Below are 23,303 nucleotides of genomic sequence, written 5' to 3' on the forward strand. Positions count from 1 at the left end.
GCCCTGCTCCTCCGCTCGGCGTGCCGCTCAGTTGATGTTCGCGCCGCCATCCACGTCGATGACCTCGCCGGTCATGAACATCGGCTCGGCGGTGGCGAGGAAGGCGGCGACCACGGCGATGTCCTCCGGCGTGCCGACCCGGCCAAGGGGAATGATCTGCGGCAGCCGGTCGAGATGCGTGGCGAAGCTTTCGGCCGTCCGCTCGGTGAGGATGGGACCGGGACAGATCGCGTTGACGCAGACCTGCGGCGCCAGCTCGCGGGCCAGGCCGCGGGTCAGGCCGAGCACGCCGGCCTTGGTGGCGCTATAGGCGAAGCGGCTGGCGGCATGGGCCGAGGGGCCGGTATGGGCCGAGACGGAGGACATGTTGATGATGCGGCCAGCACCCGCCGCCAGCATATGCGGCGCCACGGCCTGGCACCAGTTGAAGTAGCCCTTCAGATTAACGGCAACGCCGAGGTCCCATTCCGCCTCGGTGATCTCGAGGATGCGCTTGGGCTGCAATACGGCGGCATTGTTCACCAGCACGTCGATGCGGCGCCAGCGTTCCATGATGGCCGCCACATGGCCGCGCGCGGCCTGGTAATCGGCCGTGTCGGCCACGATCGGCAGCACCTCGATGCCGAGCGCGCGAAGCTCCCCGGCGGTTGCCGCCAATTGCTCCCGCAGCAGGTCGACGACCGCGACCGAGAAGCCGTGCCTTGCCAGCGCCATCGCGATCGCCCGTCCGATGCCGCGCGCGCCGCCGGTGACGATCGCCGTCTTGCCTTGCTGGCCGTTCATCGCCTGCCTCCGTCATGCCGGGTCATGCGCCGATGCGATCGGCAGCTGCGCCTTCAGTCGACCCGCAGGTTCAATGGTTCGATCACGCGCCGCCAGGCCGCGATGTCCTGCGCGGTCAGCGCCGCAAGGCCCTCCGGCGTGCTGCTCTCGGGGACCTGCATCTGGCCTTCGGCCTGGCGGCGGAATTCGGGGCTTTCCACCGCCGCCACGACGGCCTGGTTGAGGCACGCGATCACCTGATCCGGCGTGCCGGCGGGCGCATAGACGGCGAGCCAGGAGACCACCACCATGTCGGGATAGCCGGCCTCGGCGAAGGTCGGGACCTCCGGCAGCAGCGGCAGCCGCCGATCGCTGGAGACGGCGAGGATGCTCACCCTGCCGTCGCGGTAGAAGGGCAGGAAGTTGTTCGCCGATTCGAAGGTCATGGCGATGCGCCCGGTGATGACATCGAGCACCGTCTGCTGGAAGCCGCGATAGGAGACCGAGATCATCCTGGTTCCGGTTGCTGCCATCAGCCTTTCACCGAGCAGATGGCCGATACCGCCCGTGCCGGTATGGCCGAAGGCATAGGTGTCCGGCTTCGCGCGCATGCGCTCCACCAATTGTTGCAGCGTCGCCGCCGCCTGCGGATTGACGCCCAGCCCATAGGGCTGCTTCAGCACCAGCGAGACCGGCGCGAAATCGGCAGGCTTGTAGGGCAGCCGATTCCAGATCAACGGCGGCACCACCAGGCTGGACGCGCCGGCGAAATAGAGGGTGTAGCCATCGGGCCGCGAGCGCGCGACGAATTCGGCGCCGACCGCGGTATTGGCGCCGCTGCGATTCTCCACGATCACCGGCTGATCGAGCACCGCGCTCATGTGCCGCGCAATCTCACGCGCGGCGACATCGGTGCCGCCGCCGGCGCTGTAGGGCACGACGAGGCGCAGCGGCCGGTCAGGGAAGACCTGCGCGGCCGCGGGCGCGGCCCCCATGGCGAGCCCCGTGCCAAGCATTCCACGCCGCGTCAGGAAAGCGCCCGCCATCCGTCACCCTCCCCGGCAGCCTGCCGCGGGATCCTCTGCCCCGGAAGCAGGCGTGGTTTCACTCAGTGAAACTCTGTTTCATTGATCTAGCCACGGAACTCCGCCGCTGTTCAAGACCGATCTTGCGGCGGCAAGGCGGGCGGCATCGCGTCAGCCGCCAAGGCCGCGGGTGATGGCGGCCGCGCCCTCCCGTGCCAGCGCAACGAGTTCGGCAAGCCTCGCCTCAGGCACGCGGGCGATCGGTGCCGCCACGATGAAGACGGCGACGACCTCTCCCGTCGCGTCCCGGACCGACGCCCCGGCGGAGATCGCCCCGGCTTCCAGCTCGCCCTGGCTCACGCACAGGTCCTCCTTGCGGATCCCAGCCAGCTCCCGCGCCAATTGCTCCGTGGTGACAGGGGTATTCGGCGTGAAGCCCATGAGCGGCGCGGCAAGCACCTCGCGTTGCAGCTCGGCCGGCGCGAAGGCCAGCAGCAGCCTGCCCGATCCGGCATGCAGCGGGACACGGCGCCCGACCTCCGTGTGGTAGCGGACGATCTTGTCGGTTTCCCAGCGGCAGATGCACATGCTGTCACGGCCGTCGCGCACGCGAAGCTGCACGGTCTCGTCGCAGCGATGCCCGATGGCCTCGACGACCGGTTGCGCGACGCGCACCAGATCGATCTGCTCGGCCGCGCGCACGCCGAGCCGCAAGGCCTGGTAGCCAAGCCGGAAGCCGGGTTCGCTGCCCTTGCGCAGGATGAAGCCGGCAGCTTCCAGCGTGTGCAGCAGGCGGAAGGTGCGCGCCTTGCTGTTGCCGGACCGACGCGCAAGTTCCGTGAGGGTCAGGCCCTGCTTGTCGGCAACCAGCGTCAGCAATTGCAATGCCCGTTCGACGACCTGGACCTGGTAGGTGGAGGGCGATTCCCCTGCCGCGGGGGTCTTCACTCCAGGGTCCCGGCCGAATTGCTTCGGGATTTCGGTCATCCGTGGCCTGTTCGCGAACCAACCCACCACCGCATCGGGCCGCCCCACCCAGGACCGTCTAGCCGGCCATTGGCGGCATGCGCTCATGCCAGTCGGTCGCGTCCTGATAGGCCCAGCCGATCCTGAGTGCCGTCGCCTCGTCGCCGCCCCGGCACACGACCTGCAAGGATGTCGGCAGGCCCTTCGCCGTGAAGCCGTTCGGGACGGCAAGGCCGCAGAGATCGAGAAGGTTCACCCAGCGGGTCAGGAAGGCCGGTGTCGTCTCCTGATCGACCTCGCCGAGCCTGACCGCAGCCGTCATTGCAACCGGCGTCAGCAGCGCATCCACGCCCTCCATGGCGGCGGAGAATCCCAGCTTGAGCCGTTCTCGCTCCGCGAGCGCATGCAGGTAGTCGCGCGCGGAGATGGCGGCGCCGGCGCGGATGCGCGGCCGCACCGCCTCGTCGACCGGCAGATCGCCGTTGTCGGCGATGTCTCCGACCAGGGCATAGGCCTCGGCCGACATGATCCGCCCGTTCAATGCGCCGAGGTCGCGGAAGCCGCGCGGCAAGGACAGCTCGACGATCTCGGCGCCGAGATTGCGCAATGCCTCGACGGAAAGGTCATAGGTGGCCAGCACCTCGGGATCGATGCCCCGGCGCTCGGCTTCCGGCAGCCGTGCCAGGCGCAGGCCCGTCACGCCGCGCCGCAGCCCGGGCATCGGCTCGGCATCGCGATGGCCCAGGGTTTTCGGGTCCAGCGGATCGGCCCCCTGCAGGACCTGCAGCAGGATGGCGGCATCCTCCACGCTGCGGGTCATGGGACCTGGCGTGTCGAGGGTCGGGCTGAGCGGCAGCACACCATAGGTGCTGATGCGCCCGATCGTGGTCTTCAGCCCCGTGATGCCGCACCACCCGGCAGGCAGCCGCACCGAACCGCCGGTATCGGTGCCGATGGCGCAGGGCACCAGCCTTGCCGCCACCGCCACGGCCGAGCCGCTGCTCGACCCGCCCGGCGTGCGCGCCTCGGCGGCATCCCACGGGTTGCGCGGCGTGCCCATGTGCTGGTTGGTGCCCCAGCCGCCATAGGCGATTCCACCGTATGCGTCTTGCCGATCACGATCATGCCGGCGGCAATCAGGCGCCGCGCCAGCGTGGCCGTCCGTTCCGCCCGGCGGTTCCGCCAGACCGCGCTGCCGCCGGTGGCGACCTTGCCTTCGATCTCCACCAGGTCCTTCAGCGCGATGGGGATGCCGTGCAGCGGCCCGACCGCATGGCCGGAGCGGATGGCCTTGTCGGCGGCCTCGGCCGCCAGGTGGGCATCCGCGGCATTGACATCGACGAAGGCTTGCAGCTTCGGCTCCAGCCTTTCGATGCGCGCGAGGCAATCCTCGACGAGTTCGACCGGCGAAAGCCGGCCGGCGGCGATCCGGCGGGCGATGACATGGACCGGAAGCCCGGCCGGAGAGGACGCTGTCCCGCTCATCCGATGTTCCTCAAGCAAGTGGCTGGATAGCCGACCAGAGCGGAGGCTGAACCCCTTGCCCCGGCCGCGCAAGGCGGGAGCGGCGCGGGCACCAGGCGGCAGAGGCGGCGTGATGCGGCCACCGCCTCATGCGGCCGGGTGGGGTCCTGGAGCGGGCAGGCGCCGGGCAGGCCGGTGGCCGCGTCACGCGGCGGGGGCGGAGGTTCGCGCCACTTCCTGCACCTTGGCCGCGGCGGTGGCCGCCGGCTGGGACAGGTAGTCGAGGCCCGCCGCCCAGAGGAACGCCGCCGCCGCCGCGGCCAGCAGGAGGCGCTGCGGCGTCATGCGCACGGTCCTGTGCCGGGGAGCGGCGGGGCGCCGCCTGCCGCCCCCACCCGCGCCCGCCCGGCCTTCGCGGGGCGGCGGAAGAGGGGCCGCGATTGCGGCGGGGGGCCGGCCTGGCACGGCGGCACGCCGGGCGCCGAGCGACCGGCGATCCTGTCGCGCGGCGGGGAATGCGGCGCCGTGCCTGCCCTCCAGCCTCCGCCGTAGTAGCGCGCCCCCAGGGATTGCGGCCCGGGCCGGCGACGCTGCTCCAGGATCTCGGGCAGGAGCACGCCCCCGCGCATGCGGACACCCTGGCAGCCCCGGCCCGATCCGGGATAACCCGCACGGGCCCGGTAAGCCGTGTCCGCGACCATTCTCATGGTGGCACTCCCCCTGTCTGGCCGTCCCGCTGCCCGTCGCAACCTGCCGGAGGGCTGCAGTCGACGGACCCTCTTGGGAGGCACCACAAGGAAGGGTGCCATAGTTTCGCCTGATTTGCCAAAGTTTTGACATAATGAGGCAATGCCTGGGTGGTTGCAGCGGGGTGGACGTTGAGGGGCTGTTGAAAGGCCGGAGCGAGACGCATCCTCGGCCGCATGCCTCCCCGGCCCGGGACATGTCCATGGCCGACACGCCCCGCCGTGGCAGGTCGATTATTTCCGCATGGGTTCCGCGACGCGGCGAACGCGGCAGGGATTCCGGCCAGGCTGCAATTCCGGGACCTGCGGGCCGCCGCGGCGATTGAGGCGGCGGACGGCGGCGCGGACGCGCTGCAACTCCGCACGATGCATGGCTGGACCACAACCCAGATGGCCGCCCGCCCTGCGCGCTCGGGCGCGGCGCAGGCCAAGGCGGCAGCGGTGGCGCGGCACCGCGGACAACGCTGGGAACGAATGGCGGAACAGCCAGCGGAACGCCGGAATTCCCGGCTTTATCCAGAGGCTAAGGTCTTGATATGGTGGGCGCACAAGGACTCGAACCTTGGACCCGCTGATTAAGAGTCAGCTGCTCTACCAACTGAGCTATGCGCCCGCCGGGCGCCGCCAGACCGTCCGGCTCCGGGAGGCGCTTCTTAGCGTCCGCTGCGGGTTTGTCCAGCCCAAAACCCACCGCCGCCGGCCGATCGCGGCGCTTTCAGTCCCGCGCCGGGCCGAATTCCGCCGCCCCATGGGCGAAACCGGGAGCAGCAGGCCGAATCCCGGCCTGATCCCCGCTCTCCGCCTATACCCCCTCTGTCCGCGCCTCTCCCGCTTCCCTGACCGGCACCTCGCCGAAGTGGCAACGGCCGGACCGCAACCAATCCGAAATGCCGGGCGTTTGCACCGGCACAACAGCCAGGAGACGGTCCCGATGCGGAAAACCACCCTCAGCCTGCTTACCCTCGCCGCCCTCAGCCTTGGCGCCTGCGGCTATTCCACCGGCGACCGTGCTGTCTCGGGCGGATTGCTGGGCGCCGGGGCTGGCGCGGGTATCGGGGCGCTCACCGGCGGCAACGCTGGCACCGGGGCGTTGATCGGCGGCGCCGCGGGCGCGGCTGGTGGTGCCCTGACCAGCGGCCGGGACGTGAATCTGGGCCGCCCGGTCTGGCGCTGAGCGTCCTGCCTGGCCGGGACCGTCCCGGCCTCCCGTTATGATACCGGGGCCATCCGCAAGGATGGCCCCGTTCCATGTCCGCGGTCCGGCCCCACCATTACGCCCGTGCCGAGCGCCCCCGCAGCAGCCGGCGCAGCGTCCCCTGCCCCACCGCCACCAGCGGCCCGGAGGGTGGCCGGCGCGGCGGCGGCCGGCGCCGCCGCGTGGTCAGCCTGGCCCCTTCGGCCGAACGCACCAGGGTCAGCGTCCGGTCGTGATAGGCATCGAGGCCGGGGCGATGGCCGATGGAGAGCAGGGCGCTCTCTGGCAGTTCCTCCGGGAAGAGCCGCATCATCACATCCTGGTTCTCCTCGTCGAGCGCCGCCGTCGCCTCGTCCATGAAGACCCAGCGCGGCTTGTGCAGCAGCAGCCGGGTGAAGGCCAGGCGCTGCTGCTCGCCGAGCGACAGGATGCGGTCCCAGCGCTCCTCCTCCTGCAGGCGGGAAGCAAGATGCGGCAACCCGCAGCGTTCCAGCGCGGCGATGACAGCCGTTTCCGAGAACTTGCGCGCCGGGGCCGGATAGGTGATGGCGGCATGCAGGGTGCCGAGCGGCAGGTAGGGCCGCTGCGGCATGAACATCATCTGCGCCCGCGGCGGGATGCGGATCTCGCCAGAGCCCCAGGGCCAAAGCCCAGCGATGGCGCGGAACAGGGTGGACTTGCCGGAGCCGCTCTCGCCGACGATCAGCACCTTCTCGCCCTGCTGGATCTCGGCCGTGGCCTCGTCGATCACCACGTTGCCATCGGCATGCGCGATCTGCAGGTCGCGGAAGGCCAGCACGTCCCGCCCATCCGGCAGCGGCCCCTCCACCACCGAGATCACGCTGTCGGATTCGATGTGCTGGGCCGATTCCAGCGTCTCCTCCAGCTCCACCACCCGCTCGACATGGCTGCGCCAATCGGCGAGGCGCGGAAAATTGTCCACGAACCAGTTGAGGCTGGAGGTGACCTGATAGAAAGCCGAGGAGATCTGCATCAACACGCCGAGGGTGATGGCGCCGGCGAAAAAGCGCGGGCTCGCCACCAGCGCCGGGAAGACCGTGAGCAGCATGCCATAGGCGGAGGTCAGCCACATCAGGTGGCGCTCGCTGCGCATCAGGTCCTTCATCACCGTGACGACATGGTTGAAGGCGCGCTGCAAGCCACGCTCCTCATCCGCCTCGCCGCGGATCAGGGCCACGCCCTCGCTGCTCTCGCGCAGCCGGACCAGGGCGAAGCGGTGGTCGCTCTCGGCCTGGTTGCGGCGGATGTTGTACTCCACCATCGGCCGGCCGATCAGCCAGGTGAAGCCCGAGCCGATGCCGGCATAGAGCAGCGCCGCCCAGACCATGTAGCCCGGGATGTCGAACTCATTGGCGCCGAAGGCCACATGCAGCGGCCCCGACAGGGTCCAGAGGATGCCGACGAAGGAGACCAGCATCAGCACCGAGGTGATGAGCCCGACCGCCATGTCCACCGCCATGGCCGTGGCCCAGCGCGTGTTCTCGCTCATGCGCTGATCCGGGTTGTCGGCGGCGTCGGGCAGGAAGTTGAGCTGGTAATGCAGCCCGTTCTCCAGCCAGCGGTGCTGCAGCTGGAAGACCAGCCAGCGCCGCCAGTCCAGCTGCAGCATCTGCCGGACATAGAGCTGGCCCACCGCCGTCACCATGCTGGCTGCCGCCAGCACCAGGAAGAACCACATCTGGCCGAAGAAGGCGGAGCGGTCGCGGGTCTCGAGCGCGTTGAAGAAGTCGCGGTTCCAGATGTTGAACCGCACCTGGATGCCGATCTGGAGGATGGTCAGCACCAGCACGCCCGCCGCCAAGCCGCGCGCCCGCCAGCGCTCGTCGCCCGTGAAATAGCCGCGTGCCAGGCGCCAGAAGCGGCGGATGAAACCTTCCCGTGGGGCGGTGTCCGCCTCGGGCTCCCGATCCTGCTGCGTGGTCATGGCCTGGATCAGCGCTGCGGACCGGGCGCGGCGGGAGGGGCGGCCGCGGGCCCAGCCGGCGTGGCGGGCACCGGCCGCAGCGCCTCGGCAGTCTCACCCAGCCGTTCCGCCAGCAGTGCGCGGCCCGTCTCGCTCGCCTGGCCCAGGCCCTCGGCGGCCAGCTTGGCGCCGGGCTTCAGCAGGTCCCGGAACCCCTCGGCCGCCCCCTGCGGCAGCAGCACCACCGTGCCATCCTCCAGGATCGCGCCTGCCACCTCGCCCTGCGGCGAGTAGTAGGGCTGCTTCACCGTGCCCGCGACCGCCAGCCGCACCGCCTGCTCCACCGGCTGGCGGCCGGCGAGCCGCCAGTAGAAGCGGTCGACCACCACGGGCGTCGCATCGCCATTGGGGGCGAAGGCCAGCATGGTGATGACGGGCGCGGTCCGCGCGCGGATGCCCCAGACGATGATCGGCCGGCCGGCCGGCGCCACCTGCCGTACCGCTTCCGCGACATCGGGCGGAAACACCACCTGCGGGCCTTCCCGGAACAGCAGCGCATCGACCTCGCCGCGCGGATTGCTCAGATACCGCTCGACCGTGCCGGTGAAGGAGGGAAGCTGCGTCGGGTCGAACCAGAGATCGCTCGGGCGCCGTGGTGCCGGCGTGACATTGCTGCCGCTGGCAGCCTGGGCCGCGGCGCCCACCGGCACCATGATGACCAGCGCCAGCAGCGCGAGCAGCATCCGCAGCATCCGCCTTCCCCCCTGCGCCGGCCGCTAGGCGCCGCGGATGACGCCGAAGACCAGCGAGATCAGGAACAGCACCAGGAAGATGGCGAAGAGGATCTTGGCGATGCCGGCCGAGGCCGAGGCGATGCCGCCGAAGCCGAACAGGCCGGCGACCAGCGCGATCACCAGGAATATCAGCGTCCAATAGAGCATGGCAGCAGCCTCCGATCAGGGTCCGAGCGTCAACGCCACGCCCCTGCCGCGGTTGCCGATGCTCAACGACCCGCCGGGCCGGCCTGTCAGACCGGCCGCACCCCGCGCGTCACCGCCTGGTAGGTGGCCACCGCGAGGGTGGTGGGGTCGAAGGGCTTGGTGATGACGAAGGCCGGCTCCACCGCCTCGCCGGTCAGCAGCCGCTCCGGATAGGCGGTGACGAAGATCACCGGCGCCGTCACATGCCGCAGGATCCGCGCCACCGCGCTCGCCCCGTCGCCGCCGGCGCCGAGGTTGATATCGGCCAGCACCAGGCCGGGCCGCTCCGCCCGGGCGATCTCCACCGCCTCCGCCTCGGTGGCGGCGATGCCGACCACGCTGTGGCCGCAGCGTTCCACGAGTTCCTGGATGTCGAGGGCGATGATCGGCTCATCCTCGATGATGAGCACCCGCGTGGCGGCGCCGGTCCGCAGCCCGTCCCGCGCCAGGTGCAGTTCCAGCTCCGCCGCCTCGGTGCCGATCCGGCAGGCGGCGGCGGCGGCCACCAGCGGCTGCTCCTCGAGCGCGGTCAGCAGCAGCAGCATCCGTTGCAGCAGCGACATGCCGTCCGTGAGGCTGGCCGCGGTGCCCTCCCGCTCCGGCGCCGTGGCGCGGACCTCGTCGCCGATCGCGCCATAGAGAGCCGTGCGCGCCGCCGCATCGGCGGTGAGGTCGGTGCCGGGTTCGGCGAGCACGCGCCGCAGGGCATCGGCCACCACCGAATCGCCCTGGCTCTGGCTGCCGGTCAGGGCCCGGGCATAGCGCCGGGCATAGGGAAGGGCGCGGATCAGTGCGGCCCGGTCGATGGCGCTCATCGCCTTGTCATCCTTCACAGGCGTCGGACATCCTCGCCGTGGTCCGATCAGGTTGATATTGAGCGCCGGGTGAACCAGCAAGCCATGGATAGGGGGGCTACGCGTCTCGCTCGCGGGATTGTTGCCGGAGCTTCGCGCCTTCGCGCGGTTCCTCGCGGGATCGCGCGCCGAAGCGGATGACCTGGTGCAGGAGGCGCTGGCGCGGACCCTGCGCGCCCTGGATGGGCGTTCGGACGACGTCGATCTCAAGGCATGGTGCCTCGCGGTGATCCGCAACGTCTTCCATGAGCAATTGCGGTCACGCCGGCGCGAGGCGGCGCGGTTGCAGGCGGCGGGCGAGCCGGAGCCGAGCCCGGCCATGCAGGAGGTGCCCGGCCAGATGCGCGACCTGGCGCGCGGCATCGCCGGCCTGCCGCCATTGCTGCGGGAGGCGCTGGTGCTGGTCGGCGCGCAGGGGCTCTCCCATGAGGAGGCGGCCAAGGTCTGCGGCGTCCCGGTCGGCACCATGAAGGCCCGCGTCTCGCGCGCCCGCCGCCAGCTCGCTGTCGCTCTCGACCGTGTGACGGGATAACGCCAGCGCGATGCAACCCTCCGCCGCTGCCGATCATTGGTCTGCAGTGGATCAAGAGGGGACCAGCCTGATGGATGGAATGACAGCGACGACGCCGCAGCCGACCGAAGCCCGTGGCGGCCGCAAGGAATTCCACGGACAACTGGTCGCGCTGCTGCCGAAGCTGCGGGTGCAGGCCCTGGCCTTGACGCGCAACCGCGCCGCGGCCGAGGACCTGGTGCAGGATGCGGTGGCGAATGCGCTGGCCGCGCAGGACAGCTTCACGCCGGGCACCAATTTCGCCGCCTGGATGCACCGCATCCTGCGCAACCGCTTCATCAGCACGCTCCGCAAGCAGCGCGAGACCACCGATATCGAGGACCTGCCGATGTCCGCCTTCGCGGTGAGCGCCGCGCATGAGGACCGGATGGTGCTGAAGGAGCTGGGTGTCGCCCTGAACCGGCTGCCCTCCGATCAGCGCGAGGCGCTGTTCATGGTGGTGCTGCAGGGGCTTTCCTATGAGGAAGTGGCGCAGGCGACCGGCTGCGCCGTCGGCACGGCCAAGAGCCGCGTCTTCCGCGCCCGGCGGCAGTTGCAGACCTGGCTGATGGGCGAGGAGCGGCACGGGCCGCAGCCGACGCCGCGGTCCGAGCGGTCTGAGGTGATCGGTATTGGCGAAGTCCGTGCGGGAGTCCAAGGTGCAATGATGCGGAGCGAGGCGGCGGTCCTGGAACGGATCGCCGCCATCCCGGCCTCGGCGGCAGGGGCCATGGGCGATACGGACGAGAAGCAACCAGGCGAGCCGGGCAAGGCGCCCAGGGAACCGGAACCGGGGGGGGTGGATAACGCCTTCGACCTCTGGCTTCGCCGCGGCCTGCACCAGCTCTACGATACGGTGGCGAAGGAGCCGATTCCCGAGGATCTCCTGCGCATGATCGAGGAGGACCGCACCTCACGCGAGGAGTGAGGCGCGGCCCTGTCCTGTTACGCGGAACGCGCCGCGAATTGCTCCGCCGGCGCCGTGCGCTCGCGCTTCACCAGCAGCTTGTTCAGCGCATGCACATAGGCACGGGCTGAGGCCACGATGGTGTCCGTGTCCGCCCCCTGCCCGTCCACCAGCTTGCCGTTCTCCTCCAGCCGCACCGTCACCCGGGCCTGGGCATCGGTGCCGCCGGTCACGCTCTGCACGGCATAGAGCTTCAGCGCGACCTCATGCGGGAAGGCGTTGCGGATGGCGGCGAAGGTCGCGTCGACGGCACCGTCGCCGGTGGCCATGCCATCCCGCCGATCGCCATCCACCTCCAGCGCCAGGGTCGCCATGGGCTTCGTGTTGAGGCCGGTCGCCACGGTCAGCGCCGTGAGCTTCACCCGGTCGTGGCCGCGCACCACCTCATCATCGACCAGCGCCACCACGTCCTCGTCATAGACCACCTTCTTGCGGTCGGCGAGGTCCTTGAAACGGCGGAAGGCGTCGTTCAACTGGTTGTCGCCGACATCCCCATAGCCCAGCGCCTTCAGCTTGTCGCGGAAGGCAGCGCGGCCGGAATGCTTGCCGAGCACCAGGCTGTTCGTGGTCCAGCCAACGCTCTCCGGCGTCATGATCTCGTAGGTGGAGGCGTCCTTCAGCACGCCGTCCTGATGGATGCCGGATTCATGCGCGAAGGCGTTGCGGCCGACGATCGCCTTGTTCGGCTGCACGTCGAAGCCGGTGATGGTGGCCAGCAGCTTGCTGGTGCGGAGGATGTTCTCCGAAACCACGCCGTTCCGCACCGGGATCGCGTCGCTGCGGGTGCGCAGCGCCATCGCGACTTCCTCCAGGCTGGCATTGCCGGCACGCTCGCCGATGCCGTTGATGGTGGCCTCCACCTGCCGCACCCCGGCCTGGATGGCGGCCAGCGTATTCGCCACCGCCAGGCCGAGGTCGTTGTGGTTGTGGGTGGAGAGCACGATCCGGTCGGCGCCCGGCACCCGTTCCCGCACCATGGTGAAGATGCGGTGCATGTCCTCCGGCACCGCATAGCCCACCGTGTCCGGGATGTTGATGGTGGTGGCGCCGGCCTTGATCGCAGCCTCGACGCAGCGGCAGAGGAAGTCGGGATCGGTGCGGGTGCCGTCCTCGGCCGACCATTCCACGTCATCCGTGTGCTGGCGAGCCAGGCTGACGCTGCTGGTGACCAGTTCCAGCACCTCCTCCGGCTCCAGCCGCAGCTTCACGCGCATATGCAGCGGGCTGGTGGAGACGAAGCTGTGGATGCGCTTGCGCGCCGCCGGGCGCACCGCCTTCGCGGCGCGCAGGATATCGGCCGGCGCGGTGCGGGCCAGACCGCAGACCACCGGGCCATCCTTCGAGAAATGCTTGGCGATGGAGAGCACGCTGTCGAAATCGCCGACGCTGGCGATCGGGAAGCCGGCCTCCATCACGTCGACGCCGAGCTCCGCCAGCGCCTCCGCCATCCGCAGCTTCTCCTCGATGTTCATGGAGAAGCCTGGCGACTGCTCGCCATCGCGCAAGGTGGTGTCGAAGATGATGATTCGGTTGTCGTCCAGCTTGCCGAAGCTGGGATGCTCGATGGCCATGGGTGGCGTTCCTTCGATGCCGTGACTGCGCAAGAGTCTCCTCAGGTTCCCCTGAGCGGTGCCGGCCGAAAGCAGCCGGGCGTCACGCCCAGGGGCGGCTAAGTCGAAGGAGGAGGCCGAGCGCCAGGCACGCGCCGCCCGCGGCGGGAAGCCCACCGGTCAGGCTGGAAAGGGGCGCGCGCGGGGTCATTGCCGGGCCACCCTAGCGGCGGGGCCGGCGAACGGCAAGGACCGAAGTTGCGGCCTGCCCTGCCGGGCGGCAAGCTGCCGGCAATCCGGGAGGAATCCACCGCGATGACGCACCGTGTCCTGCTCTGCCGCCGCCTCCACCCTGCCGGCATGGCGCTGCTGGAGGCGCGGGCCGACCTTGACATCGTTGCGCTGCATGACCCGCCGGTGGAGGAATCCCACCAGCACCTCTCCTCCGCCGAAGCGGTGCTCTGCTGGCTGGAGCGGCTGGACCAGGCGGCGCTGGCGACGGCGCCGCGGCTGCGCGTGGTGTCCCGCTATGGGGTCGGCTTCGACACGGTCGATATCGCGGCCTGCACCGCGCGCGGCATCCCGGTCATGGTGGTGAACGGCACCAACGACCTCAGCGTGGCGGAACACGCCATGATGCTGATGCTCGCCGTGGCGCGCCGGGCAGTGGATGCGGACCGCCATGTGAAGACCGGCGGCTGGTGGTTCCCGGGCGGCCCGGACATGGTGGACCTCGCCGGCCGCAGCGTGCTGGTGGTGGGCCATGGCCGCATCGGCAGCCGCGTCGCGCGCTATTGCCGCGCCTTCGACATGCGCGTGCTGGTCTTCGACCCGCTCTACCACCCCGCCCGCATCGCCGCCGATGGCTACCAACCCGTGCGCGACTTCCATGCGGCGCTGGCGGAAGCGGATGTGGTGACGCTGCATTGCCCGTTGAGCCCGCAGACGCGGCACCTGATGGATGCCGCCGCCTTCGCCGCGCTGAAGCCCGGCGCCATCCTGGTGAATACCGCCCGCGGCCCGCTGGTGAGCCAGGCGGCGCTGGCCGAGGCGCTGCGGAGCGGCCGGCTGTTCGGCGCCGGGCTCGATGTGCTGGAGGCCGAGCCCTCGGAGGCCGCCAATCCGCTCTTCGAATTACCCAATGTGGTGGTCAGCCCACACAACGCGGCGAGCACCGAGGAAGGGCTGGCGCGCATGGCGCGGCAGGCGGCGCGGAACATCCTGGATGCGCTGGATGGCAAGCCCGATCCGGCGATGATGGTGAATGCCGAGGTGCTGCGTCAGGTCGGCTTCACGCTCTCATAGACCAGCATGCGGTGGCCGTGGTTCAGGAACTCGCCGGCTTCCCGCATGCCGAGTTCGCCGAGCACCGCGCGGGAGGGGTGGTTGGTCTCCCGCGCCACCGCGATGATGCGGCGGAGGCCGGCGCGATGGCCGAATTCCAGCGCCGCCCGCGCCGCCTCTCGCGCATAGCCCTGGCCGCGCACCTCCGGCCAGAGCGCGTAGCGGAGCGCGATGCCGCGGCCATCCGGCCGTTCCATCAGCCCGGTGATGCCGAGGAAGCTCTCGTCCCGCATCAGGTGCACGGCCCAGGTTCCGTAGCCGCGCGCCTCCCAGAAGTCGATGTCGTCCTCCAGCTCCTCCCGCGTGCGTTCGGGGCTGCGGACGCCATGCAGCATGAAGCTGAAGACCCGTGGGTCGGCCTTCAGCCGCACCAGCTCCGGCAGGTTCTCGAGCCCGACCGGCAGCAGCATCAGCCGCTCAGTGCGGACGATGCGCCCCGGCAGCGGCAGGGAGGCCGCGCCCATCCCCGGCCCTAGCGGGTCAGCGGCCGGTACTTGATCCGGTGCGGCTGGTCGGCCGCGGTGCCGAGGCGGCGGTGCTTGTCGGCTTCATAGGCCTGGTAGTTGCCCTCGAACCACTCGACATGGCTGTCGCCCTCGAAGGCCAGGATATGCGTGGCCAGGCGGTCGAGGAACCAGCGGTCATGGCTGATGATGACGGCGCAGCCGGCGAAATCCATCAGCGACTCTTCCAGCGCCCGCAGCGTGTCCACGTCGAGGTCGTTGGTCGGCTCGTCGAGCAGCAGCACGTTGTGCGGCCGCTTCAGCATCTTCGCCAGGTGCACCCGGTTGCGCTCGCCGCCCGAGAGGATGCCGACGCGCTTCTGCTGGTCCGCGCCCTTGAAGTTGAAGGCGGCGCAATAGGCGCGCGAGGGCACGCCGCGCTTGCCGATGGTGATGATGTCCATCCCGTCGGAGATCTCCTGCCAGACGGTGCGGTCGTCATCCAGGGTGTCGCGGCTCTGGTCGACATAGCCGAGTTCCACGGAATCGCCGATGCGGAGCGTGCCGCCATCCGGCTCCTCCTTGCCGGTGATCATGCGGAAGAGCGTGGTCTTGCCGGCGCCGTTCGGGCCGATGACGCCGACGATGCCGCCGGGCGGCAGCTTGAAGGAGAGGTCGTCGATCAGCAGCCGGTTGCCATAGCCCTTGCGCAGCCCCTCCGCCTCGATGACCAGGTTGCCGAGGCGCGGCGCCGGCGGGATGGTGATCTCGGTGGGGTCGGGCGCGCGCTCCTGGCTTTTCGCCAGCAGATCCTCATAGGCGGCGATGCGCGCCTTGCTTTTGGACATGCGGGCGGCGGGGGGAGCGGCCGATCCACTCCTGCTCCTCGGCCAATTGCCGCTGCCGCGTGCTCTCCTCGCGCTCCTCCTGCGCCAGGCGCTTGCGCTTCTGCTCCAGATAGGCGGAGTAGTTGCCCTGATAGGGGAAGCCGCGGCCGCGATCGACCTCCAGGATCCAGTTGGTGACATTGTCCAGGAAGTAGCGGTCATGGGTCACGACCAGCACCGCGCCGGCATAGTCGCGCAAGGTGCGTTCCAACCAGGCGACGCTCTCGGCATCGAGGTGGTTGGTCGGCTCGTCGAGCAGCAGCAGGTCGGGCTTCTCCAGCAGCAGCTTGCAGAGCGCCACGCGCCGCCGCTCGCCGCCGGACAGGGTGGTGACGGGGCTCTCGGCCGGCGGGCAGCGGAGCGCGTCGAGCGCGATATCCACCGTGCGGTCGAGATCCCAGCCATTGGCGGCGTCGATCTTCTCCTGCAATTCGGCCTGTTCGGCGAGCAGGGTGTTCATCTCCTCATCCGACATCGGCTCGGCGAAGAGGCCGGAGATCTCGTTGAAGCGCGCGAGGTGGCCCTGCAATTCGGCGAAGGCTTCCATGACGTTCTCGCCCACCGTCTTGTCGGGGTCGAGATGCGGCTCCTGCGAGAGGTAGCCGACGGTGGCGCCCGGCGCGACCCAGGCCTCGCCGCCGAATTCCGTGTCCTGCCCGGCCATGATGCGCATCAGCGTGGACTTACCGGCGCCATTCGGGCCGAGCACGCCGATCTTGGCATCCGGCAGGAAGGAGAGGGTGATGCCCTTGAAGACCTCGCGCCCGCCCGGATAGGACTTGGTCAGGTCTTTCATGACGTAGATGTACTGATGGGCGGCCATAATTTCCGGATTCCTGGGGGCGGGGGTTCGGGCGCTATGTAGCGTTCGGGGGGGCGCCGGGCCAAGGCATCGCCGGGCCGCGTCCCCGGCATGGGGCCGGCAGCGGGTATGGGCCCGGAGGGACTCGAACCCCCAACCAAGCCGTTATGAGCGGCCCGCTCTGACCATTGAGCTACAGGCCCCGCTGGGCTCCCCCCTGAATGCCGGGCGCGGCCGCCGCTGGCAAGCGCCGAGGCGAAAGGCAGCGCAGCAGGGCCGGCGCCGCCAGCGCCAGGGCGCCGAGGCTCCAGCCCATCGCCTGCCAATTACCCGCGCCCTCCTGCCCCGCCGAGGCCATGGCGGCCAGGGCCAGCACCCCGCCCGCCCAGGCTTCCTCCCGCCCGCCGCCGCCGCGCGGCAGGTCGCGCAGCAGCGCCCGCGCCGCCACCGCCACCAGCGGCACGGCGAAGCTTGCCAGCGGGAAGTCGCGGTAGCGCGGGTCGATCAGCAGCAGCAATTGCAGGACCATGGCGGTCCAGAGGAAGAGGAAGGACAGGTCCTGGAAGGCGAGTTGCCGCCAGCCCCGCCAGGCGAGCCGGAAGCGCAGCAGGTCCCGCAGCGTCGCCGTCGCCTGCGCGCCGCTCCGCACCGGCTCCGGCGGCTGGCCGGCCAGCAGCAGCGCGGCCCGGCGCAGCAGCAAACCGGCCAGCAGCGCCTGCCCGGCCAGGTTCACCCAGGCTGCCAGCAACAGATGCTCATCGAAGGCATAGGGCATGGTGCCGGCCCAGGCGAAGGCCAGCGCATTGCCCAGGGTGAAGCCCAGCACCGCCAGCCCCGCCCGCGCCATGCCCGGCAACCCCGGCACGGCCCGCAAGGTGCCGAGCCAGAACCCCAGGCCCAGCAGCGCCGCCGCACCCGCATGGAGCGGCCAGGTGGGATTCTCCACCACCGCCCCGTGCAGCGGGAATTTCGGCGCCCGGTCGGCGGTGAAGAGGCCCCAGGCGGCACCGACCGTGCCCTCGGACTTGTATTTCCACTCCTGGTCGAAAGCCTCGATCAGGTTGTAGTCGAGCCCCTCCCGCTGCGCCAAGGCAATGAAGCGCCGCAGGAACACCGCCTGGTTGACGCGGGAGGGCGCCGCATCCTCCCGCCAGCGGCCGCGGCTCGGCCAGCCGATCTCGCCGATGGCGATGGGCTTGCCCGGAAACAGCGCCCGCATGCGGTGGATCACCCGCTCCGCATGCGCCATGGCGGCGTCGATGGCGGTGGGCTGGTCCTCCCAATAGGGCAGGATATGGATGGTAATGATATCGACATGCCGCGCCAGTTCCGGGAATTGCTCCCAGAATTCCCAGACATCGGCATAGGTGACGGGCTGGCGCACCGCCGCCCGCACCTGGTCCAGCGCGGCGGCGAGATCGGCCACCGGCAGGTCGCGGCGCAGCAGCACCTCATTGCCGACCACCACCCGCTCCACCGTCTCCGGGTGGTGGTTGGCGATCTCGATCGCCTGGGCCAATTCGCGTTCGTTGCGCCGGGCATCGGGGCCGAGCCAGGCGCCGTTCCAGAGCTTCAACCCGTGCCGCGCGGCGATGGCGGCGATGTCGTAATCGCCTTCCAGCGAGGCATAGGTGCGGATGCCGCGGATGCTGGGGGCCAGCAGGGCGATGTCCTCCTCCACCTCCTGCGTGGTCGGGAACCGCTCGCGCAGCGGCGATTGGCCGGGGCGGAAGGGGGCGAAGGAGACGGAATTGAACCGCGCTGCCGGCATCGCCAGCGCCTCCGCCTGCGGCCGGTTGGGCAGCCACCAGAGCAACCCGGTCAGCAGCAGGAGGAACAGGGCCAGCAAGGCGGGAGGGAGACGGGACATCAGGGAACCAGGGTTGCGGCCACCGCTTCTGCTCCTGCATTGCGGCGGAAGCGCGGTATCGGTGTGCCGCGCTTGCGGCCCGGCCCGAAGCCAGCCAGGAACCATCCCATGACCGATGACGAGATCCGCGACATCCTGCTCACCACCCGGCGCATCGCCGTGGTCGGCGCTTCCGACCGCCCGGCGCGGCCGAGCTACGGAGTCAGCCGCTTCCTGGTGGACCGCGGCTACCAGGTGGTGCCGGTCAACCCCGGCATCGCCGGGCGCGAGTTGCATGGCGCCACCGTGGCGGCGCGGCTGGAGGAGGCGGGGCCGCTCGACATGGTGGATGTCTTCCGCCGCAGTGAGGAGGCCGGGGCGGTGGTGGACGAGGCGATCCGGCTCGGCGCCCGCAGCGTCTGGCTGCAACTCGGCGTCATCGACCATGCGGCGGGGGAGCGGGCGCGGGCCGCCGGGCTGCGCTTCGTGCAGGACCGTTGCCCGGTGATCGAGTGGCGGCGGCTGTCGCTGCCGGCGCGGGTGAGCTAGCCGGCGGAACAACCCCGCACCGAACCGGATGCGGCTTGAAAGCGCCGGCGCGCCGGGCCACTTCGCGGCGTGGCCCGCATGGCCGGACCGCCCGCCAAAGGGCGGCCGCGCCGCCGGGGCGGACCAAGGAGACGAGGGACCATGAACGACGAAGAGCGCCGCATCATCACCCAGTATGTCGAGCGGGTCGCCGGCGCGGCACCCGCCGCCGCGGCGGCCCCCGGCCCATGGGGCGGCAGCGTGCCCGCCACCGGCCAGCGCCCTGCCCTGCCGCCGGTGGACCGGGAAGCCGATGCGCTGATCGCCGACCTCTTCGCCCGCTACCCGGAGGCGCGCTACCGCCTGACCCAGACCGCCTTCGTGCAGGAAGCCGCGCTGGTGGAGGCGCAGAACCGCATCCGCCAGTTGGAATGGGAGGTGCAGAACGCGCAGTCCCGGGCCCAGGCGGAACCGCAGCGGGGCGGGCTCTTCGGCATGTTCGGCGGCGGCAGCAACAGCCGCCCTGCCCGGCCGATGCCGCCGCCGCCGCAGCCGGTCTATCCGCCCGGCCACAACCCGGCGATGCTGCAGCAGGGCCGTGCGGGCTCGGGCTTCCTCGGCACGGCGCTGACCACCGCGGCGGGCGTGGCCGGCGGCATGGTGCTCGGCAACATGCTGATGAACTCCCTCTCCGGCCATGGCGGCGCGGCGCATGCCGCCACGCCGGGCGCGGATGCGGCCCCGGCCGCGGATACCGGCGCGGCCGCTGGCGGCTTCGGCCAGGAAGCGGTCCCCGCCTCCTCCCCCCTGGACCGACCCGGGCGCCGCCGCCGCGGAGCAGGGCTGGGGCGGGGACAAGGGCGCGGCCCCGGATGCGGGCCAGGATGCCTGGGCCGCGGCCCCGGACGATGCCACCCAGGCCAGCTACGACGATGCCGGCTATGACGATGCCGGGGGCTTCGACGAGGAGGTCTGACCGGCTTCCGGCCAAACCATGAGCCGGCCTCATTGAAACCGCGCATGCCATGAGCGATCTTCATGGCATGCGCGTCCCCGACCTCGACCTCGACCTGCTGCGCTGCTTCGTCACCGTGGCGGAGCGCGGCGGCTTCACCGCCGCCGGCCAGGCCCTCGGCCTGACCCAATCCGCCGTCAGCCTGAAGATCAAGCGGCTGGAGGAGGTGGTGCGCCGCCGGGTCTTCGAGCGCACCAGCCGGGCCATCGCCCTGACGCGGGATGGCGAGACGCTGCTCGCCTATGCCCGGCGCATCCTGGCGCTCAACGACGAGGCGGTGCGGCGGATGGTGGCGCCGCCGGTCGCCGGGCGGCTGCGTCTCGGCGTCGCCGACCATTTCGTGCCGCGCAACCTGGCCCCGCTGCTGGCCCGCTTCGCCCGCACCTATCCGGAATTGCGCCTGGAGGTGGAAGTCGGCCGCAGCCACGAGCTTCGGGCCGCGCAGGAAGCCGGCGCGCTGGACTTGGTGCTCGGCAAGCGGCGCGACGGCGAGACGGCGGGGCGGCCGATCTGGACCGAGGTTATTGTCTGGGTCGCCGCCCCGGATTGGGTGGCGCCCGAGGGCCGGCCGCTGCCGCTCGCCATGCTGCCGCCCGGCTGCATGTTCCGCGACCGGGCGCTGGCGGCGCTGGCCCGGGCGGGGCTCGGCTTCGAGGTGGTCTACACCTCGGCCAGCCTGCTCGGCGTGGCGGCAGCGGCGCAGGCGGGTTTCGCGCTGACCGTGCTCGGCCGTTCCGGCCTGCCGCCGAGGCTGGTGGAGGTGGCCAGCCTGCCGCCGCTCGGCACCGCGGAGATGTGCGTCTTCGGCGACACCGCCGGGCGCAGCCAATTGGTGGAACCGCTGGTGGGCTTCATCCGGGAGAGCCTGGGCGGGGCGGAGCTGGCTGCGGCCGCGTGAGACGGGGCTGGAAGCGCATCGGCCGGAGCCCCAAGATAGGGCCATGAGCGATCCGGCCGCCCTCTATGAACGGGACTTCCATGCCTGGACCGAGGACCAGGCGGCGATGCTCCGCGCCTGGCCGGAGAAGCTGCGGCCCAATGCGCTCGATATCGAGCACCTCGCCGAGGAGATCGAGGATTTGGGCAGTGCGCAACGGAATGAGGTGAAAAGCCGGCTACAGCAGATCCTGGTGCATCTCCTCAAGCTGCGCTTCCATCCGGATCAGCAAAGCCGGCGGCATTGGCAGACCGAGACCGATGAATTCCGGGCCGCCATCGAGGCCGTGTTCGAGGACAGTCCCTCGCTGCGGGCGCGCCGGGCGGAACTCGCCGGCCCGGTTTGGGCGCGGGCAGCCAGGCTGTTCACCCGCCAGTTCGCCAGGGACGGGCACGATGCCGAAGCAGTTCGGGCCTGGCTTTCGGCCAGTGATGCGTCCTACTTCGATCTCGACGCCGAAGTCCTGAACGCCGACTGGTTCCCGCCCCCGCCCGCCGGCTGACCCGCCCGCCGCTGCCCCGCCCCTGCCGCGGACCAGCCCCTCCCCATCCGCTCGTTGACGGCGCGCCCCCCACGGCCGCAGGCTTGCGCCGGACTGCACGAGGCCCGCCCATGACCGCCGCCAGCCCGGCCCCCGCCCCCAGCCATGGCCACGATGCGCGCATCGTGGCGCTGATCGGCACCGGGCATTTCCTCTCGCATTTCTACATGCTGACCCTGCCGCCGCTGTTTCTGCTGTGGCGCGAGGAATTCGGCGTCTCCTTCGCCACGCTCGGCCTGGCGGTGGCGCTGATGAGCGGCACCACGGCGGTGCTGCAGACCCCGGTGGGATTCTGGGTGGACCGCTGGGGCGCGCGGCCATTCCTCGTCGGCGGCACCCTGCTGATGGCGTTGTCGGTCGCCGCCATGTCGCTGGCGCCGGCCTTCTGGATGATCCTGCCGCTGGCGGTGCTCTCCGGCATCGGCAACAGCGTCATCCATCCGGCCGACTATGCCATCCTGGCCGGCAGCGTGAACAAGTCCTTCATGGGCCGGGCCTTCGCGCTGCACACCTTCACCGGCAATCTCGGCTTTGCCCTGGCCCCGCCGGTGGTGGCGCTGCTGCTCAGCGTGATGGACTGGCGCGGCGCGCTGCTGACGGTCGGGCTGCTCGGCCTGCCGGTGGTCGGCGCGATCCTGTTGCAAAGCCGCATCCTGCAGGACCAGGCCAGGCCGGCGAAGGGGCAGGACGAGCCCTCCGGCCGGGAGGTGCTGCTGAGCCGGCCGATGCTGCTGTTCTTCGCCTTCTTCCTGCTGACCTCCATGGCCGGCTCCGGCGTGCAGGCCTGGCTGGTGACGGTGCTGGGCGAGCTCTGGGGCACGCCGGTGCTGGTCGCCTCCTCGGCGCTCACCGGCTACCTGGTGGGCGCCACCTGCGGCACCCTGGTCGGCGGCTGGATCGCCGACAAGACGCGCCGCAGCCTGCTCGGCATGGTCGTGGTGCTGACCCTGGTGGCGATGGCGCTGCTGCTGGTGCCGGGCCTGGTGCCGCTGCCGGAATTGGTGCTGCCGGCGGTGACGGTGGTGGCCGGGCTGGCGCTCGGCACCTCCCGCACCCCGCGGGACGTCATGCTGCGGGACGCGGCGCCGCCGGGGCAGGTCGGCAAGGTCTTCGGCTTCGTCTCGGCCGGGCTGCCGCTTGGCTCCGCCATCACCCCGGTGCCGATGGGGATCCTCATCGACATGGGCCATCCGGGGCTGGTGCTGCCTGTCGTGGCGGGCCTGCTCGGCCTGTCGCTGTTCTGCGCCGGCGGGGCGCGCACGGCGAGCGTGGCGGGCCGGCGGGCGGAGACGGTGGCCGCCGAATAGCGTGCCCAGTGGCCTGGCCGCCTTCGAGCAACTGCTGCGGGCGCTCGACCTCCTGGGCATCGCCGCCTTCGCCGCCTCGGGGGCGCTGGTGGCGTCGCGCAAGCAGCTCGACATCGTGGGCTTCGTGCTGATCGCCATCGTCACCGGTTTCGGTGGCGGCACGCTGCGCGACCTGCTGCTCGGCCGCACCCCGGTCTTCTGGCTGCGGGCGCCGGAATTGCTGGGGGTGTGCGCCGCCGCCGCGGTGCTGGTCTTCTTCACCGCGCATCTGGTGGAAAGCCGTTTCCGCCTGCTGCTCTGGGTCGATGCGCTGGGGCTGGCCCTCTATGCGGTGGTGGGTGCGGAGATCGCCCTGCTGGCCGGGGCGGACCCTTGGGCGGCGGTGCTGCTCGGCGTCGTCACCGCCACCACCGGCGGCATCCTGCGCGACGTGATCTGCGACGAGCTGCCGCTGATCCTCCGCCGCGAGATCTACCTCACCGCCGCGGCAGTGGGCGCCACCACCTTCGTCGCGCTGCGGATCGAGGGGGTGTGGCGGGAGCCGGCCCTGGCGGCCGGCTTCCTGGCGGCCTTCGGGCTGCGCGCCGTGGCGCTGCTGCGCGGCTGGTCGCTGCCGGCCTATCGGGCGCGGCCCGGGCGGGACTACCCGGACCGCGGATAGGGCGGG

At 70.9% G+C, this 23,303-nt stretch carries 20 protein-coding genes, 2 tRNA genes and 3 pseudogenes; 10 read left to right on the forward strand and 15 right to left on the reverse strand.

Features of this window, described 5'->3' with window-relative positions; translation table 11 throughout:
• Positions 1-27: 27 nt before the first annotated feature.
• The 6 genes and pseudogenes from KSF81_RS22140 to KSF81_RS22170 form a co-directional block, all read right to left on the reverse strand.
• The gene (locus KSF81_RS22140; RefSeq protein WP_217380801.1) at positions 28-783 is read right to left on the reverse strand and encodes an SDR family NAD(P)-dependent oxidoreductase; all 756 of its coding nucleotides are present in this window, start codon (positions 781-783) and stop codon (positions 28-30) included.
• A gap of 53 nt (positions 784-836) precedes the next feature.
• Positions 837-1,808, reverse strand: a complete 972-nt coding sequence (locus tag KSF81_RS22145; protein ID WP_217380802.1) for a tripartite tricarboxylate transporter substrate binding protein — start codon at positions 1,806-1,808, stop codon at positions 837-839.
• 150 nt (positions 1,809-1,958) lie between these two features.
• Positions 1,959-2,774, reverse strand: coding sequence for an IclR family transcriptional regulator (locus KSF81_RS22150; RefSeq protein ID WP_217380803.1), 816 nt, complete (start codon positions 2,772-2,774; stop codon positions 1,959-1,961).
• Positions 2,775-2,832: 58 nt separating this feature from the next.
• Positions 2,833-4,238: pseudogene (locus tag KSF81_RS22155) on the reverse strand (amidase).
• 183 nt (positions 4,239-4,421) lie between these two features.
• On the reverse strand, positions 4,422-4,562 hold the full coding sequence (locus tag KSF81_RS22165; protein WP_217380805.1) for a hypothetical protein: 141 nt from the start codon (positions 4,560-4,562) through the stop codon (positions 4,422-4,424).
• Positions 4,563-5,500: 938 nt separating this feature from the next.
• Positions 5,501-5,576 (reverse strand) — tRNA-Lys (locus KSF81_RS22170).
• A 318-nt stretch (positions 5,577-5,894) separates the two neighbouring features.
• Between KSF81_RS22170 and KSF81_RS22175 the strand changes: the two genes are divergently transcribed.
• Entirely contained in the window at positions 5,895-6,137 is a 243-nt protein-coding gene (locus tag KSF81_RS22175) for a YMGG-like glycine zipper-containing protein (RefSeq protein ID WP_217380806.1), read from the forward strand.
• A gap of 97 nt (positions 6,138-6,234) precedes the next feature.
• Here KSF81_RS22175 and KSF81_RS22180 read toward each other — a convergent pair whose 3' ends face one another.
• The 4 genes from KSF81_RS22180 to KSF81_RS22195 form a co-directional block, all read right to left on the reverse strand.
• Positions 6,235-8,103, reverse strand: a complete 1,869-nt coding sequence (locus KSF81_RS22180; protein ID WP_217380807.1) for an ABC transporter ATP-binding protein/permease — start codon at positions 8,101-8,103, stop codon at positions 6,235-6,237.
• Between the two features lie 8 nt (positions 8,104-8,111).
• The gene (locus tag KSF81_RS22185; RefSeq protein ID WP_217380808.1) at positions 8,112-8,834 is read right to left on the reverse strand and encodes a hypothetical protein; all 723 of its coding nucleotides are present in this window, start codon (positions 8,832-8,834) and stop codon (positions 8,112-8,114) included.
• A 24-nt stretch (positions 8,835-8,858) separates the two neighbouring features.
• Positions 8,859-9,023 carry a DUF1328 domain-containing protein gene (locus KSF81_RS22190; protein WP_217380809.1) on the reverse strand — a complete coding sequence of 55 codons (165 nt, stop codon included), beginning with the start codon at positions 9,021-9,023 and terminating at the stop codon, positions 8,859-8,861.
• Between the two features lie 86 nt (positions 9,024-9,109).
• On the reverse strand, positions 9,110-9,877 hold the full coding sequence (locus KSF81_RS22195) for a PhyR family response regulator anti-anti-sigma factor (protein ID WP_217380810.1): 768 nt from the start codon (positions 9,875-9,877) through the stop codon (positions 9,110-9,112).
• A 121-nt stretch (positions 9,878-9,998) separates the two neighbouring features.
• On the opposite strand from KSF81_RS22195, the gene KSF81_RS22200 reads away from it, so the two are divergent.
• On the forward strand, positions 9,999-10,448 hold the full coding sequence (locus KSF81_RS22200) for a sigma-70 family RNA polymerase sigma factor (protein ID WP_254453690.1): 450 nt from the start codon (positions 9,999-10,001) through the stop codon (positions 10,446-10,448).
• Positions 10,449-10,518: 70 nt separating this feature from the next.
• Positions 10,519-11,043 (forward strand): annotated as a pseudogene (locus tag KSF81_RS30335) (sigma-70 family RNA polymerase sigma factor); the annotation flags it as partial.
• A 368-nt stretch (positions 11,044-11,411) separates the two neighbouring features.
• On the opposite strand, the gene KSF81_RS22210 reads toward KSF81_RS30335, so the two are convergent.
• Positions 11,412-13,004 carry a 2-isopropylmalate synthase gene (locus KSF81_RS22210; RefSeq protein WP_217380812.1) on the reverse strand — a complete coding sequence of 531 codons (1,593 nt, stop codon included), beginning with the start codon at positions 13,002-13,004 and terminating at the stop codon, positions 11,412-11,414.
• A gap of 294 nt (positions 13,005-13,298) precedes the next feature.
• Between KSF81_RS22210 and KSF81_RS22215 the strand changes: the two genes are divergently transcribed.
• The gene (locus KSF81_RS22215) at positions 13,299-14,288 is read left to right on the forward strand and encodes a hydroxyacid dehydrogenase (protein ID WP_217380813.1); all 990 of its coding nucleotides are present in this window, start codon (positions 13,299-13,301) and stop codon (positions 14,286-14,288) included.
• Here KSF81_RS22215 and KSF81_RS22220 read toward each other — a convergent pair.
• The 4 genes and pseudogenes from KSF81_RS22220 to KSF81_RS22235 all read right to left on the reverse strand — a co-directional run bounded on the left by KSF81_RS22220 (position 14,264) and on the right by KSF81_RS22235 (position 18,329).
• Complete coding sequence (locus KSF81_RS22220) at positions 14,264-14,791, reverse strand: GNAT family N-acetyltransferase (RefSeq protein WP_217380814.1); 528 nt, start codon at positions 14,789-14,791, stop codon at positions 14,264-14,266. The two genes, KSF81_RS22215 and KSF81_RS22220, sit on opposite strands and share 25 nt — an antisense overlap.
• Positions 14,792-14,799: 8 nt before the next feature.
• A pseudogene (gene ettA / locus KSF81_RS22225) lies at positions 14,800-16,480 on the reverse strand (energy-dependent translational throttle protein EttA).
• A 109-nt stretch (positions 16,481-16,589) separates the two neighbouring features.
• Positions 16,590-16,662 (reverse strand) — tRNA-Ile (locus KSF81_RS22230).
• Entirely contained in the window at positions 16,653-18,329 is a 1,677-nt protein-coding gene (locus KSF81_RS22235; RefSeq protein WP_217380815.1) for a glycosyl hydrolase family 17 protein, read from the reverse strand. The genes KSF81_RS22230 and KSF81_RS22235 overlap by 10 nt, the downstream gene beginning before the upstream one ends.
• 108 nt (positions 18,330-18,437) lie before the next feature.
• On the opposite strand from KSF81_RS22235, the gene KSF81_RS22240 reads away from it, so the two are divergent.
• The 6 genes from KSF81_RS22240 to KSF81_RS22265 all read left to right on the forward strand — a co-directional run bounded on the left by KSF81_RS22240 (position 18,438) and on the right by KSF81_RS22265 (position 23,297).
• Positions 18,438-18,857, forward strand: coding sequence for a CoA-binding protein (locus KSF81_RS22240; RefSeq protein WP_217380816.1), 420 nt, complete (start codon positions 18,438-18,440; stop codon positions 18,855-18,857).
• Positions 18,858-18,998: 141 nt separating this feature from the next.
• Positions 18,999-19,781, forward strand: coding sequence for a DUF2076 domain-containing protein (locus tag KSF81_RS22245; protein ID WP_217380817.1), 783 nt, complete (start codon positions 18,999-19,001; stop codon positions 19,779-19,781).
• 80 nt (positions 19,782-19,861) lie between these two features.
• Positions 19,862-20,749: a LysR family transcriptional regulator gene (locus tag KSF81_RS22250; RefSeq protein ID WP_254453691.1), complete on the forward strand. Its 888-nt coding sequence runs from the start codon at positions 19,862-19,864 to the stop codon at positions 20,747-20,749.
• Between the two features lie 43 nt (positions 20,750-20,792).
• Positions 20,793-21,290 carry a DUF29 domain-containing protein gene (locus KSF81_RS22255; protein ID WP_217380818.1) on the forward strand — a complete coding sequence of 166 codons (498 nt, stop codon included), beginning with the start codon at positions 20,793-20,795 and terminating at the stop codon, positions 21,288-21,290.
• A 110-nt stretch (positions 21,291-21,400) separates the two neighbouring features.
• Positions 21,401-22,636 (forward strand): MFS transporter, encoded by a 1,236-nt coding sequence (locus KSF81_RS22260; protein WP_217380819.1) that lies wholly within the window; start codon positions 21,401-21,403, stop codon positions 22,634-22,636.
• Position 22,637: 1 nt separating this feature from the next.
• The gene (locus KSF81_RS22265; protein ID WP_309139649.1) at positions 22,638-23,297 is read left to right on the forward strand and encodes a trimeric intracellular cation channel family protein; all 660 of its coding nucleotides are present in this window, start codon (positions 22,638-22,640) and stop codon (positions 23,295-23,297) included.
• The last annotated feature ends 6 nt before the right edge of the window (positions 23,298-23,303 follow it).

It is taken from the genome of Siccirubricoccus sp. G192 (assembly GCF_019084075.1).
In the GTDB taxonomy this organism is placed as follows: domain Bacteria; phylum Pseudomonadota; class Alphaproteobacteria; order Acetobacterales; family Acetobacteraceae; genus G192.

Excerpts from the sequence above, each read along its gene's own strand:
- KSF81_RS22140 (WP_217380801.1), bottom strand. The coding sequence starts at position 783 with ATGAACGGCCAGCAAGGCAAGACGGCGATCGTCACCGGCGGCGCGCGC.
- KSF81_RS22145 (WP_217380802.1), bottom strand. The coding sequence starts at position 1,808 with ATGGCGGGCGCTTTCCTGACGCGGCGTGGAATGCTTGGCACGGGGCTC.
- KSF81_RS22150 (WP_217380803.1), bottom strand. The coding sequence starts at position 2,774 with ATGACCGAAATCCCGAAGCAATTCGGCCGGGACCCTGGAGTGAAGACC.
- KSF81_RS22165 (WP_217380805.1), bottom strand. The coding sequence starts at position 4,562 with ATGACGCCGCAGCGCCTCCTGCTGGCCGCGGCGGCGGCGGCGTTCCTC.
- KSF81_RS22175 (WP_217380806.1), top strand. The coding sequence starts at position 5,895 with ATGCGGAAAACCACCCTCAGCCTGCTTACCCTCGCCGCCCTCAGCCTT.
- KSF81_RS22180 (WP_217380807.1), bottom strand. The coding sequence starts at position 8,103 with ATGACCACGCAGCAGGATCGGGAGCCCGAGGCGGACACCGCCCCACGG.
- KSF81_RS22185 (WP_217380808.1), bottom strand. The coding sequence starts at position 8,834 with ATGCTGCGGATGCTGCTCGCGCTGCTGGCGCTGGTCATCATGGTGCCG.
- KSF81_RS22190 (WP_217380809.1), bottom strand. The coding sequence starts at position 9,023 with ATGCTCTATTGGACGCTGATATTCCTGGTGATCGCGCTGGTCGCCGGC.
- KSF81_RS22195 (WP_217380810.1), bottom strand. The coding sequence starts at position 9,877 with ATGAGCGCCATCGACCGGGCCGCACTGATCCGCGCCCTTCCCTATGCC.
- KSF81_RS22210 (WP_217380812.1), bottom strand. The coding sequence starts at position 13,004 with ATGGCCATCGAGCATCCCAGCTTCGGCAAGCTGGACGACAACCGAATC.
- KSF81_RS22215 (WP_217380813.1), top strand. The coding sequence starts at position 13,299 with ATGACGCACCGTGTCCTGCTCTGCCGCCGCCTCCACCCTGCCGGCATG.
- KSF81_RS22220 (WP_217380814.1), bottom strand. The coding sequence starts at position 14,791 with ATGGGCGCGGCCTCCCTGCCGCTGCCGGGGCGCATCGTCCGCACTGAG.
- KSF81_RS22235 (WP_217380815.1), bottom strand. The coding sequence starts at position 18,329 with ATGTCCCGTCTCCCTCCCGCCTTGCTGGCCCTGTTCCTCCTGCTGCTG.
- KSF81_RS22240 (WP_217380816.1), top strand. The coding sequence starts at position 18,438 with ATGACCGATGACGAGATCCGCGACATCCTGCTCACCACCCGGCGCATC.
- KSF81_RS22245 (WP_217380817.1), top strand. The coding sequence starts at position 18,999 with ATGAACGACGAAGAGCGCCGCATCATCACCCAGTATGTCGAGCGGGTC.
- KSF81_RS22250 (WP_254453691.1), top strand. The coding sequence starts at position 19,862 with ATGAGCGATCTTCATGGCATGCGCGTCCCCGACCTCGACCTCGACCTG.
- KSF81_RS22255 (WP_217380818.1), top strand. The coding sequence starts at position 20,793 with ATGAGCGATCCGGCCGCCCTCTATGAACGGGACTTCCATGCCTGGACC.
- KSF81_RS22260 (WP_217380819.1), top strand. The coding sequence starts at position 21,401 with ATGACCGCCGCCAGCCCGGCCCCCGCCCCCAGCCATGGCCACGATGCG.